Genomic DNA, 19,389 nt, shown 5'->3' with positions numbered 1-19,389 from the left:
GCCGTCATTCCAGCGCAGGCTGGAATCCGGAACTTGTACCCTCTTAATATTATAAAGCAGTTAGCACACATACATGTCTTTCTTGATCCCAGCCTGCGCTGGGATGACGGCAGTCGCACCCACTCTGTTTGAACATGAGCCTTATTTCATCAGTACCAGCTTGTGGCAGGAACGCAGCCCCCCGGCACGCAGCTTACACAGATAAACCCCGCTGGCAACCGACTGGCCCGCGTCATCGATCCCGTTCCAGATTATGTTGTGATGTCCCGATGGAAGGTCAGCGCTGACCAAAGTTTTCACCTTCCGGCCCCGGAGATCGAAGACGCCGAGTTCCACCGGACCGGCCTCGCCCAGGCTGTAGCTGATGCGGGTCTCAGGATTGAAGGGATTGGGGTAATTGCCCTGGATCCCCGTAACTGCCGGGGTTTGGCTTTCATCCGCCACCGGCACGTCCTCCGAGTTCACGCTGTCAACCAGAAAAGCCGATCCCCCGTTGGTGCAGTGGTGGATTCCCACGAACACAACTCCGTCGTCGAAACCGGACAGATCGAAACTGTATTCGGTCCAGGCCGCGGGAGCCTCCAAGGCCAGGGGGCCGCTGATGATGGCGAAGCTTTGGGGGACGGTCCCGGTTGTGGAAACTCCCACTTTGAACCTCTCCAAGCCGTTGTCCGCGTTCAGGGAGCGGGCCCAGAAGCTGAAATAATCGGCCCCACTCAGGGGCGGGGAGATCAGCCAGTCCCAGCTGGGGGGTATGGTAGCTGGAAAACTGGCGGCCATTTTGCTGCCGGAATGGGCCTGGATCTCCGTCAGGGGCGGGATCGTGGCGGTGGGGTAGAAAACGATGAAGGCCTGGGGTTCACCAGCGTGGGGCCAGCTGGTGCCGCCAATGCCCGCAGTGTCTGAAAGATCCACGTCCACACAGGTCCAGGGCGCGAATTCCAGCGCGAAGTCCTCATGGTCCTCAAAGCTGTCATGAAACCACGCGGGAGGGAGCTGCAGCATGAAATTGCAGTAGGTGGTTTCTCCCTCTGTTACCGGAACGGCTGGCCGGACAAAAGTAACATAGAGGGGATGGCTGACCGTGAGGGTCCAATACCCCGGAGGCAGGGTAAGGCGGTAAGACCCGCTGGTATCTGTGGTGTCGGCAACGTCGCCGCAGGAGACCGTGGCGCTTTGCACAGGATGGTTGAAAGTGTTGCGGACAATGCCGGTGATGGTGCCTGTATCCCTATCCCCATATGAAGTTACCGGCAGTTCTCCGGCGGCCAGTGAGGCCAGCGCCGTTAGTAACAGCAGCAGGCAAAAAACCTTGGCGGTCATGATCTTACCTCCTTATCCCTGAGGGTAGGTGATGCCGTCCGCATCCACCGCAACCCCCAAAACCGCAGTTAATTTATTCCCACAATATATGTCAAGCAATATTTTGATGTGGGGGGGTGGAGGTTACGGAATATCCCCGTGCGAGTGTTAACGACCGCCCCGGTGATATCTGAAGCGGCATTCTGGCAGGCCTCCCCGAGCGCCGGTTTCGCAGGGGTTGACAGAAACCGCCTGCTGAAAAACTTCGCCTGCGAAGGAAATTGAAAAGAATAAATGAAGCAAAGCAATCTCTACGTTTTGGAGGAAATGCCGGTCATCCGGGCGATAATGCATCTTGCCCTGCCCAGCGTGCTGAGCATGCTGGTGAACATCCTGTACAATCTCACGGACACCTTTTTCATAGGCAAGCTGCACAACGAGGCCATGGTGGCCGCGGTGTCCATCTCGCTGCCGCTGTTCATGGTCCAGATGGCGATCGCCGGGATCTTCGGTTTTGGCGGGGCCAGCTTTCTCTCGCGGCTGCTGGGCAAAAAGGAGTTCCGGCGCGCCCGGGAAACCACCACCACGGCTGTGTTCAGCTCCTTCGTGCTGTCGCTTGTTTTGGGCGTGGCGGGCATCCTGGCCATCCCGCTGTTCCTGAAAGCCACCGGCGCCAGCGGTGAAACGGCTGCGGCGGCCAGGCAGTACATGTTTTGGATCCTGGTCGGCAGCCCCTTTGTGTTGCTGAAATTCACCATGGTGCAGCTGATCCGGGGTGAGGGCGGTGCCCGGCAAGCGATGTACGGACTTTTCATCGGCACCGGCGCCAACATTGTCCTGGACCCCATCCTGATCTTTGGATTCAACATGGGAGTCACTGGCGCGGCGATAGCCACGGTGATCGGCCAGGGCTTGGGGATGTGCTATTACATTTGGTATTATCTTTCCAAACACGCGGTGGCGCCCCCGGCGCTGAAGTATCTGCACCCGCGCTGGAATATTTACCGGGAGATACTTCTGATCGGCATTCCGGCTTCGCTCAGCCAGATCATGATGAGCATCGGCAACACCATTTCCTACAATCTCGCCTCGGCCTACGGGGTAAGTTCCGTGGCCGCCCTGGGCGTGGCCGCGCGGGTTTTCTCCATTCCCATCTTCGTGTTCATCGGGGTTTCCATCGGCGTGCAGGCCCTGATCGGCTTCAACTATGGCGCGGGCAACTTCCCCCGCATGAAAAAGGCCATCAGCACAGCGGTGCTGATCAATCTGGGCCTCAGCGTGGTTTTCACCCTGCTCTTTGCCCTTCTGCCCCGGCAGTTGATCAGCATGATCACCCCGATCGAGCAGACCGTCAACATCGGCCGCCAGGTGCTGGGGGCCTACATCTACGCCATCCCCTTCGCCGGAGTGGGCATGATCATGATGAACAGCCTGCAGGCGATGGGCAAGGCCCTGCCCGCCTTCATCGTTTCCATCTCGCGCCAGGGCCTGGCCTACATTCCGGCGCTGCTGTTGCTGAACAAATTCTTCGGTTTTGACGGCCTCATCTTCGCCCTGCCGCTGGCGGACACTTTCACCACCCTGCTGGCCGGCATCTTCGTGATCGTTATCCTCAGCCGGCTAAAACACCAAGAACCCGCACCCTCCTCCCGGCAGTACATCCAGGCCGTGCCCGCGGATGAAGCCTGAGGGTCCTTTTCAAGAACGCGAAAGCCATGAAATTAAACCACAAGGAGCAACACCATGCCCACAGTGAACATCTATCTGAACTTCGCCGGCAACTGCCGCGAAGCGTTTGAATTCTACCGTTCCGTCTTTGGCGGGGAATTTCCCTACGTAGGCACCTTTGGCGATATGCCGGTCCACGAGGGCATGCCGCCTCTGCCGGAAAACCTGAAAGGCCAGATCATGCACATCTCACTCCCGATCAGCCGGGAAACAGTGCTAATGGGCAGCGATGCTGGCGGCGAATGGGCCCCCGCGCTGAAAGTGGGAAACAACTTTTCCATCTACGTGGGAGCCGGGGACACGGCTGAAGCCGATCGGATCTTCGCGGCCCTCGGAGCTGGCGGCAGCGTCACCATGCCTCTGGGAAGAACTTTCTGGGGCGAATACTACGGCATGCTCACCGACAAATTCGGCATCAACTGGATGGTCGGCTGCGCGCTGGAAGAGAACTGATGGGCGCGGCACGATCAAGCACCCTGGGCGCTTTTTCGCTCAGCCTGGCCGTGAAGGACATCCGCGCCTCCCGGGATTTCTACCTCAAACTGGGTTTTGCGCAGTTCGGCGGCGACATCGGCCAGAACTGGCTCATCCTGAAAAACGGCAGCTGCCTGATCGGTCTGTTCCAAGGCATGTTCGAGCAAAACATCCTCACCTTCAACCCCCGTTGGGACGAGAACGCGCGGGAAACCCCCGCAACGCGGGATATCAGGGAGATCCGCCAACGCCTGGAGCGTTTGGGGCTCGAGATCCGCGATTTCGCAGAGTCCGGTCCCGCTGGCCCCGCCAGTTTCACGGTCCTGGATCCCGATGGCAATCCCATTCTCTTCGACCAGCATGTCTGAGCAGCCATTCCAACCAAAGCGGGTGTTACTTCAGCCACGAAAAATCTTGACACGCTCCGCCTCTCATTTTTTTGAACCCGAAAGCAATATTCTGTAAAGGAGAACTTCGCATATGCCAAACGTTTCTCTGGCGCCCGACGGCACCGAGTATCAGATTCCCACTGAAGAAGAAAACGCGCGAGAACGCGAAATACTGGTTAAAATCACCGAGGAGCAGCGCGCCCTGGGCCGCAAGATCGTGGCCGTGCAAGGCCTGGGTTTTGTGGGCTGCGTGATGGCCACCGTGGTGGCCGACGCCACGGACAAAAACGGCAAACCCATCTACTTCGTGCACGGGCACCAGCGTGCCTCCAAACGCTCGTTCTGGAAAGTGCCGGTGATCAATTCCGGCGTGCCCCCGGTCAGTTCCTCCGATCCCGAGGTTCCCCAGATCTTCCAGCGCACGGTGGTGGAAAAGCAGAATTTCCGCGCCACCAGCGAAGATTCGGTTTACAGCTTGGTGGATATCGTGGTGGTGGACATCCAGCTCGATGCCACCAAACCCTCCTTCGGCGAGGCGGAGAAAGGTTTTTGCGACCTCCTCGCCTTCCGCGAGGGCATCCGCATGCTGGGCCAGCACATCCGGCCCGACTGCCTCGTTTTGGTGGAGACCACCGTCCCGCCCGGAACCTGCGAGAAAGTGGTGAAACCCATTCTGGAAGAAGAATTCACCAAACGCGGGATCGACATCGCCGCCCATCCACCCCTCGTGGCGCATTCCTATGAACGCGTGATGCCGGGCGCCAAATATGTGGCCTCCATCCGCGATTTCTGGCGCGTTTTTTCCGGCGTGAACCAAAAGAGCATCGAGCTCTGCCGCGAATTTCTTTCCAACGTGCTGGACGTGGAGAATTATCCCCTCACCCAGCTGGACAACACCAACGCCTCGGAGCTGGCCAAAACGATGGAAAACACCTACCGCGCGGTGAACATCGCCCTCACCCTCGAATGGGCCCGCTTCGCCGAACAGATCGGCGTGGACATCTTCAAGGTGCGCGACGCCATCCGCAAACGCCAGGGCACCCACGACAACCTTCTGCGTCCCAGCCTCGGCGTTGGCGGCTACTGCCTCACCAAGGATCCCGTGCTGGCCAACTGGGCCATGCAAACCCTCTTCGGCATCGAGGGAACTCTGGGCATGGCCATCCGCAGCGTGAACATCAACGACACCATGCCACTGCACACCATCGACCTGGTTAAAACCGTGATCCCGGAACTTCGTGACGTGAACGTCGCCGTGCTGGGCGTTTCCTACCTGGAAAACGTTGGCGACACGCGGCATTCCCCTTCCAAGGTGCTGGTGGAGTTCCTGCGCAAGGAATTTGCCAAAGTGCTCACCCACGATCCCTACGTGGAAGCCTGGCCGGAACTCGATGAATCCAAGGTGGAAAGCGACCTCAAGGCCGTGCTGCCCGGAGCCGATGTGGTGATCTTCGCCGTGGGGCACGACCAGTATAAGGGCCTCAAACCGGCCGAAGTGCTGGCCCTCTGCGGCACCAAACCCCTGATCGTGGATTGCTCGAACTTCCTCTCCGACGCCACCCTTGCCGAGTACAGGCAGCTTGGCTGCCAGGTTCGCGGCGTGGGCAAAGGCCATATCGTCTGATCCAAATCACTCAATAAACAGATAATAGGCGGGAATTTCATCCCGCCTTTTTTCGGCTCTCTTCCAAACAGAGTGGGTTGAGAGACAAAATGACTATAGTACTATTAACCAACAAGTCTCGGATTGTCATTCCGGGGTCCCGTTCGCACCCCACGAACTCGCTTCGCTTGCCCGCGAGGACCCTTCCAGGGCTGAAGCCCCCTCCCCGGAATGACACGCTGCTTGATCTTACCAAGGAACGAATCCCCCTGTGCAACCATGTTTCTTTCAGTCTCAAATCTTCTTCCCTTCGCTCCGCAGCTTGCAACAGGCAAGAAGGAAAAAACAAAAATCAAGGGTAAACCCTGCAAATGCGGAAGCCTAAGCTGACGTCGCTGACCGTAGGGTAGACGGCGTTACGAACCCAAACGGTGCAGTAGCTGGAAACGCTGCTGAAGTACCCGCCGCGTATCACACGGTAGGAATCGCTGTATATGTCCCAGCAACATTCCCACAGATTTCCGCTCATGTCGTATGTCCCCAGTTCATTGGGAGCAAGCTGCCCCACAGGGTGGGGAAAATTACCGCTGTTGGACCAACACCAGCCCACCAGACTGAGGTCGTTGCTGCCGCTGTAGGTGTAGCCGTGCGTCTGCAAACCGCCCCGGGCGGCGTATTCCCACTCAGCTTCAGAGGGAAGCCGGTAGCCGGTGGCATTCCAGTCGCAGGAAACGTTTAGGCTGTTGTCGTCAGATGTATTCCACCCGGCAGGCCAGTCGTCGGGGTTGGTACCGTAGTTCAGGTAACTGTAACAAGGCGGCAGGTCCTCCATCGTGCTCCGCCGGTTGCAGTATTCGATGGCGCCGAACCAACTCACGGAGGCATGGGGATAATTGTCCCCGCCGCCTGAACCCATCACCGCGTTCCACGCGGCGTTGGTAAGCTCGTATTTGTCCATATAAAAGTCAGATACGGTGAGTCCAGCGGTATAGATGCCAGTTGTGGGATGGATGGTGCCGCCAGGGACCAAGACGAAGTTTTCAGGTATCTGTCCCTGCAAGTCATCAGCGATAACTTTGACCCGATAGTTGTCTCCGGAGCCGATCCCATCCAGCCCGAATTGCCAGTCTATCTGGTGATCCGCGCCAGCGGCCGGGGCTGCTATTGTCCCGATATCGCCGCTGAGGGCTGCGGGCAAGATCGCGTAGGAGACGCCGCCATCCGTCGACACTTCCACGCTGATCTCGCAGGGTAGGCTGTTGGGATGGGAAAGGTTGTAAGTGATCACGACCAGGTCGTTTTGCTGGTTGGCGGTCACGTTCGTCACCACCGGCCCGTTGGCGGAAACTGCCAGCGCGAACAGCGGAAAGATGAAGGTCAGGATGCGCTTTTTCATGATGCCCTGCCTCACTTTAGCAACACCAGTTTGGTGGTTGATGCGTGGCTGGGGGATTTCAGGTTGGCCAGGAAGATCCCGCTGCCGCAGGGATCGTTGCCGCGGTCACGCCCGTTCCAGACGATCTGGTGAATTCCGGGAGAGAGGGTCTGGGAACTGACGACCTGGCCTTTGAGGTTGTAAATGGTCAGTGTGGCCGTTTCGCCAGCTTGAACGCTGATGTTCATCCGGGTGTCTTCCCCGCTGCGGAAGGGATTGGGGAAAGCCTCGCGCAGGCAGGTGTTTTGGGTGTCCGGCGGCAGTACGGATTCATCCACCGGGGTTACCGTGATGGTGAAAACATTGGATTCACCTTCTCCAATGAAGGCGTTCAGGCTTCCAGTTAAAACGAGAAGCGCGAGGAACATAAAGATCTTGTTCATGTCAGATCTCCTTGAAACAGGTTGGGTGATGATCGTCCGCACGCCTGGGGCATCCGGGTGAAGACAGGGATCGGTTTAAAGCGGTTGATAGCGTTTTGCCCGGCGCGCGCGTGAAGTGAGCTACGCGTGGGGCCGACGTGGATGCCGGGAACGAGGGAAAGGCCGGCCCGCCCGCCAGACCGGAAATACGCTGATCCATCCCTGCCGAAGCAGCCCCGCGGACTTTCGGCCGGGAGATAATGAACCAAGCGCAAAAACTTGCCGTCCATGTTCAGGCTCCCATCTATCTGTAATGATCGCCAGTCCGGCGAGCCATACCCGTGTCAAAATTGGCCCAACTACTTGTTCCCAATGGCACTCGCCTCTGAGCGTAATTTATGTGTGAAGGTGATGGTCTGTCAAGTAAAATCTGAAGGTCAAAATAAATCCGGCGCGAACCACGACCAGAAAAGCGGAGCGCTTCACATGAACCCAGTTCCCTCATCCCAAAAACCAGATGAATATGTTGGGCCGACCGGATGAATCCGGTGTTCCGATGTAAAAGGCTGGGCCAACAACTTTGTCAACAGACTGAGTCCCTCCGGGACTCAGGGTCCGCATGACGCCGATCATGCGCTTCCGGCACGGAAAAGTCCACTCTTTTTGCAGCAATGGAATGCCGCGCGAGTGCGCTTTCTGATTCTTCCGTCTGGAATCCTGCCATCCGGGCGAAGCAACCCTCCACTTTCGGATTGACAGATATCGCCGCTGCATCAAAGCTGAAACACAAGCCTGTCCAAGCTGAAGGGAGGAAATCATGGCCGCACCCAAACTGAACGGGGCCGAACCCCGGCAACAACTGGAGCAGCCTCGGAGTGAGCGCTTCCGGGTCTCTCCGGAACGGCTGAGGGCCATCTTGTCGCTGCTGTTGAAACTGGCGGCGATCCTGCCCCTGTTCTTTGCTTTCCTGATCGTTTTCACGATGGAGGAAGACGACAGCCCCGGCCTGTTTTTGCTCATCCTCTGCCTGGGCGGCATCCTCGCGCTGCTGCTGTTCACGGCTGGCGAACTGGTGAAGATCTTTTCCGAAACCTCCGCCAACACCCGGAGGATCCTGGAGCGGATCGATCCCACCCACCAGAATTGAATATCGCTCCGCGGGCCGATCACTCCCCCGGAATTTTCGCCCCTTTTTCCGCTGTTTCTTTTAAGATACCCTTCCTGGCTCCCAATATCAATACGGTATCAATACGGAATCATTACGGATGAAATCCGTATTGATTCCGTATTGATACCGTATTGATATTGGGAGCGGCCCAAGGAATATTCTAGAATGATGGGTTGGTATTCAGGTCATAAAGGTAAAAAACTTGACAAAACTATACTGACCACAATTCTTTGCAGCGGAGGCCGGCTTCAAGGTTTAATGAGCAGCGAGCTCGTCTTCGCCGCCTCACAAACAGCAAGGAGCAGAACAATGAGAGTTTTCATCTTTAGCTTCATCGCCACTCTTGCCGCGGGCGCTCTGTCTGCTGAAAGTTTCATCCTGGACAACAACCTCCACCCCACCGGCCAGTACACCACTTGGATCTCGGCCTACAACGCTGCCTCAGACGGGGATACGATCTACGTTTACCCCTCTCCATACGATTACGGTCCCGCCTGGAATGAGGATGTGGAAAAACGCCTGACAGTCATCGGAGGCGGTTTCAACCCCGCCAATCCGGAGCTTTTAACCTCCAGGATAAATCCCTGGGTGAGCCAGGCTGGCGGTGCCGGCAGCGTTTTCAGTGGGCTGCATGTTTATGGCAACCTCAACAACAGCCATCAGGTGACCTATGAAAACTGCCGCTTCGACGGCACTATCAATTTGCAGGCCTCCGGTTCCGAACTGAAAAACTGCTGGTGCAATGCAAGTGTTTTCGTGGGTAACGGCGCCCATATCAACGGCTGCACTTTGCAGGGATTCATGCAACCCGCTTCCGGGGCTTATGTGACCTGTTCCAACTGCGTGTTCATCGGCAACGTGACCCATATCGAAACCGGTGGCAGCAACAACCTCTGCACCTATTTCTACAATTGCCTCTTTGCCAACGTCGATGACGGGACCCACATACTGCACGGGGGATGGTCCAGTCCGATCGATCTGCACTTCATCAATTGCATCATGGAGATCATCACCATCTACACCGCTCACGACTTCCAGTACTGCATCTTTGAAGGCAGTTCCGCCCACATCACCGACCCCAGCAACCTGCAGAATGTAAACCTGGCGCTGGTGATGGAGGACGTGAACGGCGGGGATTACCATCTGGTGCCGGAACCTCCGGAAAATCCTGCCATTGGGGCTGGCATCAACGGCGAGGACATCGGCATCTACGGCGGCGACACACCCTTCAACGACCTCTGGTATTTAACCAGCCTGCCCAGCATCACCGCCTTCAGCTGCCCCATCGTAATTGACGAAAACGGATTTCTGAACGTGCACATCGAAGCCCAGGCCGGCAACTGAGGCGGCGGGAGGAAGAGATCATGAAACCGCCATGCCTGATACTGCTGATTTTTTGTGTTGCCGGAATCCTGTGTTCCTTCACGATAAGCGGGATCGAGTACTATTTCGACAGCGATCCCGGCCCCGGCAACGGAAACCAGCTCTACCCCAGCCGCGACGCGGTTAGCCTCGATGAACCGATCAGCACCGCCAGCCTGGAACCCGGTATCCACCGGCTGTTTGTCCGCGCCAAGAATGATGAAGCTATCTGGGGCCTGCCGCAGAGCGCCAGTTTCATGGTGCCATTCACCGCGCCGGCTTTCTCGGAAAGGAATGTGGCCGCTGTCGAATGTTTCTTCGATACCGATCCCGGCGTGGGCAACGGGAACCTGATCCACGGCCGCAACGGGGTCAGCCTCGATGAACTGGTCAGCACCGCCGCCCTGGAGCCAGGCATCCACCGGCTTTTTACGCGCGCCAAGGACGACGAAGGTGTCTGGAGCCTGCCGCAGAGCCGGTCTTTCCTGCTGCCCTGGGCCGCAAACAGCGCGCCTGAGATCACGCGGCTGGAGTATTATGTGGATGCCGATCCCGGTTTCGGCAACGGCACCCAGGTGATGCTTACACCCGGAAACAGCGTCAGCCTTGATTTTGCGGCCCTGGTGGGAGAGATCGAACCCGGCAACCACTGCCTCTACCTGCGGGCCAGAAACAGCGAGGGCAGCTGGGGTTTGCCTGTCTGGCGCCAGTTTTCCGACGGCATCCCCGCCCATCTGAGCCTCACAGTCAACGAAGGAATTCTAACCCTTTCTTGGGAAGACCTTTACGGGATCGACACCTACAAGGTTTATTCCGCCCCGTTGCCGGAAGAGATGTACGCCGAAGATGCCTCGGGGACTTTCGGGACCAGCGACTGGACCGCCCCCGTTAGCGAGACGGAAAAATTTTTTCAGGTCCGGTCCATCTACGGAGAGTGATCATCCGGGTTTGAAAAGAAGGGTTGACAGTTTTGGCCGCTGTGGCAAGCGGTTTGGGGAGGGTTGCGGCCACAAGGAGTATCAATGTTAGAATTTCTTAAAACACTGCTTGCTTTGTATTTAAGCTGGGTAAAGGCATACCCGCTGCTGTCGGCGATGATCCAGTTCGCCATCCTGGGCACTTTGGGCGAGCTGATCTCCAAGTGGGTCATCCGGAAGAGTTTCCGCTATCCTTTTTCCTTCGCGCTCACTCTGTGGAAAATGTTCGTCTGGGCCTTGCTGGGCGTGGCGATCAAGTACGCCTTTCAGGGTTTCACGGGTTTCGTGGAACATCTGGAGGCACATTCGTATCTGCCGCCGTTGGGCAAATTTGACAAGGCCTTTGCCATCTCCGTCTGCATGAATTTGCAATTCGGTTTGTTCCTGGTGATCGTGCACCGTCTGCTGGACAACCTGGGCGAGCGGAAGCAGAACTGGAAGGGCATCCACAAAAGCATGCTGGCCTTGCTTTGGTTTTGGATCCCGGCCCACACGGTGACCTTTCTGCAGACCCCGGACCTGCGCGTTGGGCTGGCCGCGCTGTGGTCGCTCGCGCTGGGGCTGATCCTGGGCATTTTCAACCGGCGCTGAGCAAAGCCATTCCGATCTGATCTGATGCGCCCGCAACCCCCGCCCGCCCCGCTGCTGATCCCGGTGCTGGCCTGGAGCGCGGGCATCGGAGTAGCGAAATACCTTCCCCTGCCCTTCTGGCCACTGCTGGGTTTGGGGGCTTTGTTGCTGGTGCTGGCAGTTTGGCTGAAGCCGGCGCGGGCACCCCTGCTGCTGCTGCTCTGCCTGGTTCTGGGCGCCCTGCGCTGGAACGCGGCCAGCGAGCCCTCAGCCCTGGACGTGGTTTTCGAAGGGAAACACCACATCCAGCAGGACGCGGAGTTCACAGTCACCAAACTGCTTTCCCGGGAGGCCGGGATCCACGAGATCCGGCTGGAAGAACTGGCGGGCGTTAAGGTGCGCGAGCCGCTGAGCCTGTTCTCGGAAACTGAACTGACTCCGGGGCAGTCATATACGGCGTTGCTGGAAGTGCTGCCCGGAAAGCAGGACCCTGTTTTGGATACCTTTCCCGCCCGCCACAAAGCTTATGTGCGGCAAGGACTTGCTCCTGTTGACAAGCCGCCGCGGATTTTGCCCGTGGCCCTCTGGCGGGCGGAACTGCTGAAAAACCTGGACGTCAAGCTGGGCCGGGATTCTGAATTTGCCAAGGCCCTGCTGTTTTCAGACACATCGGCCAAGGGGCGGTTCCGGGATCAACTCACCCGCAGCGGCATGATCCACCTGATCGTGGTGAGCGGGCTGCACATCTGGTTTCTCTACGCGATCTGCATGGTGCTGCTTAACGCGCTGTTTCCCAGGCGGATAGCGGAACTGGCCTTTCTGGTGCTGATCACCTTTTACGCCGCGTTGAACCACTGGTCGCCGCCGGTGACGCGCTCCATTCTGATGATCGGCCTGATGATCCTGGGACGCTGGCGCAGCATACCTTTGGGCGGCGCGCAACTGCTGGCGCTGAGCCTGTTGGTCATCACCGCCGCCAGTCCGGACCAGCTGTTCAACATCGGGCTGCAGCTGTCGTTTCTCTGCATCGGGGTGATCATTTTGGGCCTGCCCCGGATAGTCTGGATCAGGGAAAGCCAACTGCCTTCAGACATCCTGCGGGGAAGGCTGAACAAATTTTTCGACCTGCTGCTGCTGAACCTTGTGGTGGGGCTGGCGATCATGCCGCTCACCCTGCACTATTTCGGAACGGCCTCGCTGAACGGTATCCTGGGTAATCTGCTGGGAATCCCGCTTTCCGGGGCGCTGCTCACCGTGTGCTTCATCGTGCTGCTGATCCCCGGAGGGAACTGGCTCAGCGCCATCTACATCGGCTCATACCGCCTGCTACTGGGGCTCTTCAACCGCTGGACGGAATTTGTGGCCGGCCTGCCTTTCTGGCTGGAAAACACCTGGATCACGGGGCTGCAGTTGCTGGGCGCGCTGCTGCTGGTGGTGAGCTTGCTGTTTTTGCTGCGCCGGCTTAAGTTTAGCTGGAAGCCTCTGCCAGTCGCCGCGCTGGGGCTGGCTTTGCTGCTGCTGCCGCAATTCAGGTCCGGGCCGGAGGGCGGCATCTATCTGTTTGCCTGCGGAACGGGCGATTGCATTCTGGCCTCCTTTCCCGGCGGCGAAACCCTGCTGGTGGACAGCGGACCGAAATTCCACAACGCGGAAACAAGCTGGGCCGCCCGCAAACTGCTGCCCTGGCTGGCCCGCAAGGGTATCAGCCACATCGACTGGATGGTGCTCACGCATCTGGACGCGGACCATTCGGGAGGATTTCCCGATCTGGCCAAAACCCTGAGCATCAGCAACCTGGCCGTTACCGACGAAACCACCCGCGATCCCCGCTGGGCGGAGTGGAGCGAATCCGGCTTGCTGGAAGGGATCAAGGTGCACACGGTTACCGACACCATTTCGTATGGCTTGGCCGGGTCCAGGCTGAAGTTCCTGCATCCGGACAGGGATTACTTCACGGAAAGCTCGAACGGCGCGTCGCTGGTCTTTCGCCTGGACTATCTGAATACCCGCTATCTCTTTACGGGAGACGCGGATATAGACGCGGAAGCGCATCTGCTGGCCAGGTATCCGGAAGAGCTGAAAGTGGATTATCTGAAGGCCGGCCACCACGGCAGCCGCACCTCCAGCAGCCAGGAATTTGTGCGCGCGGCGATGCCGGAGGAGGTGTGGATCACCGTTTCGGAGCGCAACCAGTGGGGCTTCCCCCATCCCGAGCCGCTGAACGCCTTTCGCCGTTATGCCCGGCGGATCCGCAGCACCGCGTCGGGCACCATCCACCAGCCTTTCGCACAAAAAGATTGACAGGTAGGCGGCGGTTCAGCTTTGCTGCCCATAAAATGGTTTAAAGAAGGATGCCGATGCTCACACCCAGCGCCCGGGCTTTGGGATTGCCCGCGGTTTTTGACCTGATCGAACTGGCGGGGGAATTCCCGGCCGAAGTGAAGAAACAGGAATTGAAGCGGCCTCCGCTGAAGCTGGCGGAGGCAAAGGCCCGTTACGCCAGGCTGGAGCGGGTGATCACGCTGCTGCGGGGACAGGCCGATGCCCTGCGTGAACTGAGGGAGCTGTTTGCCCGGATCCCCAGGCTCAGCCTGCCCGAACGCAAGGGCCAGGTCAGCTTCGCCCTGCACGAACTTTTCCTGCTCAAGGAATTTCTCTATCACCACGGCAGGCTGCACACCTGCCTGCGTCGGCGGGGCTGGCTGGACACGCTCATCCTGCCGGACCTGGGTGGGATGTTTGCCATCCTGGACCCCGAGGGTGCCGGAGCGCCCGCTTTTCACCTTTCAGCCGCTTATTCGGAGAAACTGGGCGAGATCCTCGGCGCCCAGCTCGAGACGGCGAACCGGCTCAAACACGCTCGGGCCCAGTATCTGCAGGAAGCGCGCAGGGAACTGGACCTGCCCCGGCTGCAGGAGGAATTCACCCTCTCCCGCGCCGAAAGCGCGCTGGCGGAGCGGGTCCTGCACTCGCCTTTCTTTGTGCTGAGCGCGGAAAGCGTGGCCAACTACAGTTTTTTGCTGGCCGATGACGAACTCTGCCTGGAGCTGCGGAAACAACTGGCCCTGCTGCAGCAAAAGCGGGAGCGGGAGGAAGTTCGCGTCCTCCGAGCGCTCTCGGAGACGTTGGGCGCCGAACTGCCCCGCCTGCGGGACGCCCTCGGCCTCCTGGCCCAGGCTTGCTGGCAGTTCATGCTGGCCGATTTCGCCCTGCGTTACGGCTGCGCCATCCCCAAACTCACTCGTAAAAAGGCGATCCGGGTGAAGGGGGCGGTGCACTTGCCGCTCAAACTGCATCTCGAGGAGTTGGGCCGCCGCTGGCAAAGCGTGGATTATGATTTCGGCGGAGCGGTGGCGCTGCTCACGGGGCCGAACATGGGGGGCAAGACCACGGTGCTGAGAACGGCGGGGCAACTTTGCTGGCTGGCGCGCCTGGGCATCCCGCTGCCCTGCGCGGAGGCGGAATTGCCGCTCTTCGACAACATCTGGTACAACCAGAGCGAGACTGATTCCAGCGCCGACCTCAGCAGCTTCGGCAAGGAAGTGGTGGCTTTCAGCGAGGCCTTGCAGCGGGAGGGGCGCACCCTGTTCCTGCTGGATGAATTTGCCCGGGGCACCAATCCCGCCGAAGGGGAAAGGCTGGCTTCCGCGGTGCTGCGCCATCTGGCCTCCAGAGAGCACATGTGCCTGGCCGCCACGCATTTCACGGCGCCCTCCCTGCTGGAAGGCCTGGCGCATTACAGCATCGCGGGACTGGATCTGGGCGCGCTGGAGGGAAAACGCTTTGCCAGCCCCAACCAACGCCTGCGCGCGCTCAACGAGGCCATGGACTTCAGCCTCCGGCGCCTGAAGAAGAACCAGGCCCCGCCCCTGAACGCCATCGGCGTGGCGAGGGTCCTGGGTTTGTCGGAGGAGATATTGAAACTAACGGAGACAGACGAATAATGACGGCAATCAATATCAAGGAAGCCACCGAGATCAGCCTGGAGATAGGCCGCATGCTGCTGCAAAGCGGCGCCACCACCAACCGCGTGGAACGCATGATGCGCAAGGTGAGCGAAGTTTTCGGCTATCAGCACACGGAGGCCTACGTGACCCCCACCGGCATCTTCATCTCGGTCTCCGATTCCCAAACCCAGCTCAACACCAGCATCCGGCGCATCGAAAACCGGCGCACCGACCTGGGTAAGATCACCCGCGTGAGCCATCTGGTAAGCGAACTGGAACAGCAATCCTGCCGCGAGGGCCAGTGCCGCCTCAGCGCCGCTGATTTCATGCGGAAACTGGCCGAGATCGACAATGCCAAAGATTACCCCGCCTGGTTCACGGTTTTCTGCGGCGGCCTCACCAGCGGCTGTTTCTGCCTGCTTTTCGGCGGCAGCTGGGCCGAGTTCGCCGTGGCTTACGCCGTGGGCATTCTGGTGAGCCTTGCCCTGCGCCTGCTGGGACTGCTGCAGATCAACAACTTTTTGCTCAACATCCTTGGCGCCGCGCTGGTGGTCACCTTCGCCAAGCTGATCGATCTGGGCGTGCCGAACATCGCGCTGGACAATATCATCATCGGCGGCATCATGCTGCTGGTGCCGGGCCTGAGCTTTGTGAACGCCATCCGCGACACCATGAGCGGCGACCTCGTTTCCGGCACCGCCCGCGCCGTCGAGGCCGTCTTCATCGCCGTGGCCATCGCCGCCGGCAGCGGCGTGATGCTGAAGCTGTGGGAACTTTGGGGGTATTGAGATGAGGCCTTTCGACCACCTCACCCTAATGCAGTTCATCTGGGCGGCGCTGTCCATCCTGGGTTTTTCCATCCGCGTGAATCTCAAGGGCTGGAAGATCCTGCTGCTGGCTTTGGGCGGCGGACTCTCCTGGGGATTGTACCTGATCTTCCTCTATTACAGCAATTCGCTCTTGTTTTCCATCTTCTGCGCGGTTATATTGGTATGTAGCTATTCGGAAATAGTGGCCCGCCTGATTCGGGTGCCGGTCTCGGTCTTCGTGACCTGCGTGATCATCCCCCTGGTGCCCGGAAGCAGCCTCTACTACGCCATGCAGGGGTTCATCGCGGGAAACTCCGCCCTGGCTTCGGAACATACCTACAAGGTGCTGCTGATCTCCGGGACCATCGCCATGGCCATCGCCGTGGTGAGCAGCGTGACCAACATCATGTTCCGGCTGAGGAACAGATTCTAGGAGAATAAGATAACATGAATAAATCAGTTAAACAGAGCGGCCTCGAGCGCAACATCCTCCGGCTGCTCAAAGGCAAGCCGCTGCAAGCCGCGCAGCTGCTCTTTGCCGATCCCGAGCTCCAGGCCATGCAGGAATACGCCAACATAGTTTCCATCAAGCGCCTCGGCTTCAACGACCATGGCCCCGTGCACATGCGCAAGGCCACCCTCAACGCCATCAGGATGTTCAAGCTGCTGAACGACGGCGGCATCCAGATGAGCCTGGAAAAAGAAGGTGCCGGCACAGACGAGGATTCCCTCACTGGAGTGCTGCTTGCCTCACTGCTGCACGATCTGGGCATGGCCATCGCCCGCCACAGCCACGAGCTGATCTCCATCCAACTGGCCACCCCCTTCATCGACCGCATCCTGGATGCCATCCACGCCCCGGACGATCACATGGCCAAAACAGCCATCCGCTCCATCGCCATCGAAGGAATCTACGGCCACATGGCCACCCAGCAGATCCACTCGCTGGAAGCCGGGCTGGTGCTGATCGGCGACGGCAGCGACATGGAGAAGGGCCGCGCCCGCATCCCCACCATCCTCTCCAGCGAACCCCGCATCGGCGACATCCACCGCACCTCCGCCGGCGCCATCCAAAAGGTGATCATCGCCAAAGGCCGGGAAAAACCCATCTGCATCACGGTGGAAATGAGCGCCTCGGTGGGCTTCTTCCAGGTGGAGGAAGTTTTCTTTCCCAAGATCAACAAAAGCCCTGTGAAGCCCTATATCGAGCTCTACGCGGGGGTTGCGGACCGGGAACTGCTGAAATATCTCTGAGGCGGACAGGCGGAGGGCAAAAAAGGCGGAGGCCCCTGACGGCCAATTCCCGCAAAGGATTTGCCAATTCCCGGGATCCCGGGGCGAATGTGGAGTCAACTTTTTCTTGACGAATTTTATCCTTTGGTTTTTCTGGCGGCTTGAGTGAGAATGGGAATTGAGTGTTCCCAACCCCGCTTCATAGCAGTGTGTTAACGTTTAGAAATAACCAACTCAAGGAGATGTTATGAAAACAAGCCTCAACAAAATTGTCCTCCTGCTGATCTTTTCGGTACTGGCCATCAGCGCCTGGGCCTCGGTGAGCGAATATACTTTCGCCAGCAGCACCGGCACCTACACCGAGATCACCGGAGGCACGGTCCTGGGAACCAACCTCAACGACGATGAAAGCTTCAACGCCATCGACCTGGGATTCACCTTCAACTACAACGGCACAGACTACACCCAGGTCAGCATCCAAACCGATGCCTTCCTTGCTTTTGGGCCCGAGGTCACCAACAGCACCCTCGCCATCAGCAGCAGCACCGGGACCAACAACGTCATTGCCGCCTTCAACCGCGACCTTAAATCCCGCGACACCGGCGAGCTGATGTACCTCCTCAGCGGCACCGCCCCCAACCGGGTGTTCACCGTGCAGTGGAAAAACTACCGCCGCATTCCCACTTCTTGCGAGACAGACGTGTTCAATTTCCAGATCCAGCTCCATGAAGACGGCGATCAGATCGTCTATGCCTACGGATCCTTCACCGCGGTCAACGCCACCACGGCCCAAACGGTGCAGGTGGGCCTGCGCGGAGACAGCAACGCTGATTTCAACAACCGCACCACCACCACCGACTGGGCCGCCACCACCGCCGGCACCGCCAACAACGCCACCTGCCGCATCAGCGCGACGGTCTATCCGCCGAACGGCCTGATCTTCAACTACACTCCCCCGCAGCAGGGCACTCCTCCCGAAGCCGCTGTGAACCCCATCCCAGCCCATAACGCCACGGATGTGGCCATCGGCACCAACCTCAGCTGGACCACCGGCGGCGGCACCGTTGAGGGATACAAACTCTTCTTCGGAACCGACAACCCTCCCACCAACCTGGTCAACGGAACCATACTCACCAACCCGGTGTATGACCATCCCACCGACCTTGTTTACAGCACCGCCTATTACTGGAAAGTGGTCCCCTTCAACGTTGCCGGCGGTGACGCCCTGGATTGCCCGGTCTGGCAGTTCACCACCTTGGCCGATCCCACCATCACCACCTTCCCCTATGTGCAGAATTTTGATGCTGTGACAGCCCCCGCCCTGCCTCTGGGCTGGTCCGCGATCAATGCCAACTCCGATGCCTACACCTGGGAAACCTATGCCGGAAACGCGCAGACCGATCCCAATTCCATCCGCATCCGCTACAACCAAACCCTGGCGATGGACGACTGGTTGGTGGCCCCGCCCCTGAACCTCACAGCGGACACCAACTACCTCATCAGATTTTTCTACCGGGCCAACAGCGAAACCTATCCCGAAGCCCTTTCCCTTTACTGGGGAAGCGCGGGTAACCCCGCGGGCCTGACCAATCTGCTGTTCCAAAACACCAATGTCATCAACACCACCTACCAGGAAGCTGAGGTTATATTAACCCCCACCGCCAGCGGCACGTATTTCCTGGGATTCCATGGCCATAGCGCGGCGAACATGTTCTACATCTATCTGGACAGCTTCTCCGTCGAAGTGAACGTGGACACCATGGATCCGCCCACGAACCTGGCCGCCGAAGTGGTGAACAACTCCTACGTCTCCCTCAGCTGGACTGCCCCGGGCGATACCCCGCCCCCACCTCCGGGACTGAACGACGGCTTTGAGACCTACGCCGATTTCGGCCTCACATTTGATCCCTGGGTGCTGGTGGACGTTGACCAGAGCACCACCTATGGCATGACCGGCATCACCTGGCCCAACGCCTATGCCGCCCAGGCCTACATGATCTTCAATCCCAGCGCCACCACTCCGGCCGTGA

At 58.9% G+C, this 19,389-nt stretch carries 17 protein-coding genes; 14 read left to right on the top strand and 3 right to left on the bottom strand.

What is annotated here, in order from left to right; genetic code table 11:
- Window positions 1–141: 141 nt before the first annotated feature.
- Window positions 142–1,323 (bottom strand): choice-of-anchor J domain-containing protein, encoded by a 1,182-nt coding sequence (locus LHW45_08565; GenBank protein ID MCB5285625.1) that lies wholly within the window; start codon window positions 1,321–1,323, stop codon window positions 142–144.
- A 273-nt stretch (window positions 1,324–1,596) separates the two neighbouring features.
- Here LHW45_08565 and LHW45_08560 point away from each other — a divergent pair, with 273 nt between their 5' ends.
- From LHW45_08560 to LHW45_08545, 4 genes are all read left to right on the top strand, one after another.
- Window positions 1,597–2,991 (top strand): MATE family efflux transporter, encoded by a 1,395-nt coding sequence (locus tag LHW45_08560; GenBank protein ID MCB5285624.1) that lies wholly within the window; start codon window positions 1,597–1,599, stop codon window positions 2,989–2,991.
- Window positions 2,992–3,045: 54 nt separating this feature from the next.
- A complete protein-coding gene (locus LHW45_08555; GenBank protein ID MCB5285623.1) occupies window positions 3,046–3,483 on the top strand; it encodes a VOC family protein in 438 nt (145 codons plus the stop codon).
- Window positions 3,483–3,872, top strand: coding sequence for a VOC family protein (locus LHW45_08550; protein ID MCB5285622.1), 390 nt, complete (start codon window positions 3,483–3,485; stop codon window positions 3,870–3,872). Before LHW45_08555 ends, LHW45_08550 begins: the two co-directional genes overlap by 1 nt.
- Before the next feature lie 112 nt (window positions 3,873–3,984).
- Complete coding sequence (locus tag LHW45_08545) at window positions 3,985–5,517, top strand: nucleotide sugar dehydrogenase (GenBank protein ID MCB5285621.1); 1,533 nt, start codon at window positions 3,985–3,987, stop codon at window positions 5,515–5,517.
- 331 nt (window positions 5,518–5,848) lie between these two features.
- On the opposite strand, the gene LHW45_08540 is transcribed toward LHW45_08545, so the two are convergent.
- Entirely contained in the window at window positions 5,849–6,892 is a 1,044-nt protein-coding gene (locus LHW45_08540; protein ID MCB5285620.1) for a formylglycine-generating enzyme family protein, read from the bottom strand.
- Between the two features lie 11 nt (window positions 6,893–6,903).
- Window positions 6,904–7,314 carry a T9SS type A sorting domain-containing protein gene (locus LHW45_08535; GenBank protein MCB5285619.1) on the bottom strand — a complete coding sequence of 137 codons (411 nt, stop codon included), beginning with the start codon at window positions 7,312–7,314 and terminating at the stop codon, window positions 6,904–6,906.
- Window positions 7,315–8,110: 796 nt separating this feature from the next.
- Here LHW45_08535 and LHW45_08530 point away from each other — a divergent pair.
- The 10 genes from LHW45_08530 to LHW45_08485 all read left to right on the top strand — a co-directional run.
- Window positions 8,111–8,440, top strand: coding sequence for a hypothetical protein (locus LHW45_08530; GenBank protein MCB5285618.1), 330 nt, complete (start codon window positions 8,111–8,113; stop codon window positions 8,438–8,440).
- Window positions 8,441–8,770: 330 nt separating this feature from the next.
- Window positions 8,771–9,805: a hypothetical protein gene (locus LHW45_08525; protein ID MCB5285617.1), complete on the top strand. Its 1,035-nt coding sequence runs from the start codon at window positions 8,771–8,773 to the stop codon at window positions 9,803–9,805.
- A 20-nt stretch (window positions 9,806–9,825) separates the two neighbouring features.
- Entirely contained in the window at window positions 9,826–10,761 is a 936-nt protein-coding gene (locus tag LHW45_08520) for a hypothetical protein (protein MCB5285616.1), read from the top strand.
- Window positions 10,762–10,845: 84 nt separating this feature from the next.
- Complete coding sequence (locus LHW45_08515) at window positions 10,846–11,391, top strand: hypothetical protein (protein MCB5285615.1); 546 nt, start codon at window positions 10,846–10,848, stop codon at window positions 11,389–11,391.
- 24 nt (window positions 11,392–11,415) lie between these two features.
- Window positions 11,416–13,671 carry a DNA internalization-related competence protein ComEC/Rec2 gene (locus LHW45_08510; protein MCB5285614.1) on the top strand — a complete coding sequence of 752 codons (2,256 nt, stop codon included), beginning with the start codon at window positions 11,416–11,418 and terminating at the stop codon, window positions 13,669–13,671.
- A 56-nt stretch (window positions 13,672–13,727) separates the two neighbouring features.
- Window positions 13,728–15,314 (top strand): hypothetical protein, encoded by a 1,587-nt coding sequence (locus LHW45_08505; GenBank protein ID MCB5285613.1) that lies wholly within the window; start codon window positions 13,728–13,730, stop codon window positions 15,312–15,314.
- A complete protein-coding gene (locus tag LHW45_08500; GenBank protein ID MCB5285612.1) occupies window positions 15,314–16,105 on the top strand; it encodes a threonine/serine exporter family protein in 792 nt (263 codons plus the stop codon). Before LHW45_08505 ends, LHW45_08500 begins: the two co-directional genes overlap by 1 nt.
- Window position 16,106: 1 nt before the next feature.
- Complete coding sequence (locus LHW45_08495) at window positions 16,107–16,559, top strand: threonine/serine exporter family protein (GenBank protein MCB5285611.1); 453 nt, start codon at window positions 16,107–16,109, stop codon at window positions 16,557–16,559.
- A gap of 14 nt (window positions 16,560–16,573) precedes the next feature.
- A complete protein-coding gene (locus tag LHW45_08490) occupies window positions 16,574–17,380 on the top strand; it encodes a phosphohydrolase (protein MCB5285610.1) in 807 nt (268 codons plus the stop codon).
- Between the two features lie 226 nt (window positions 17,381–17,606).
- Window positions 17,607–19,389, top strand: a 1,783-nt coding sequence (locus LHW45_08485) for a choice-of-anchor J domain-containing protein (protein ID MCB5285609.1), incomplete at its 3' end; no start/stop codon positions are given.

The sequence above is a fragment of the Candidatus Cloacimonadota bacterium genome, from assembly GCA_020532085.1.
GTDB lineage: Bacteria > Cloacimonadota > Cloacimonadia > Cloacimonadales > Cloacimonadaceae > Syntrophosphaera.
Note: the sequence above shows the minus strand (reverse complement) of the source record. Positions and strands in the feature narration are given on the sequence as shown.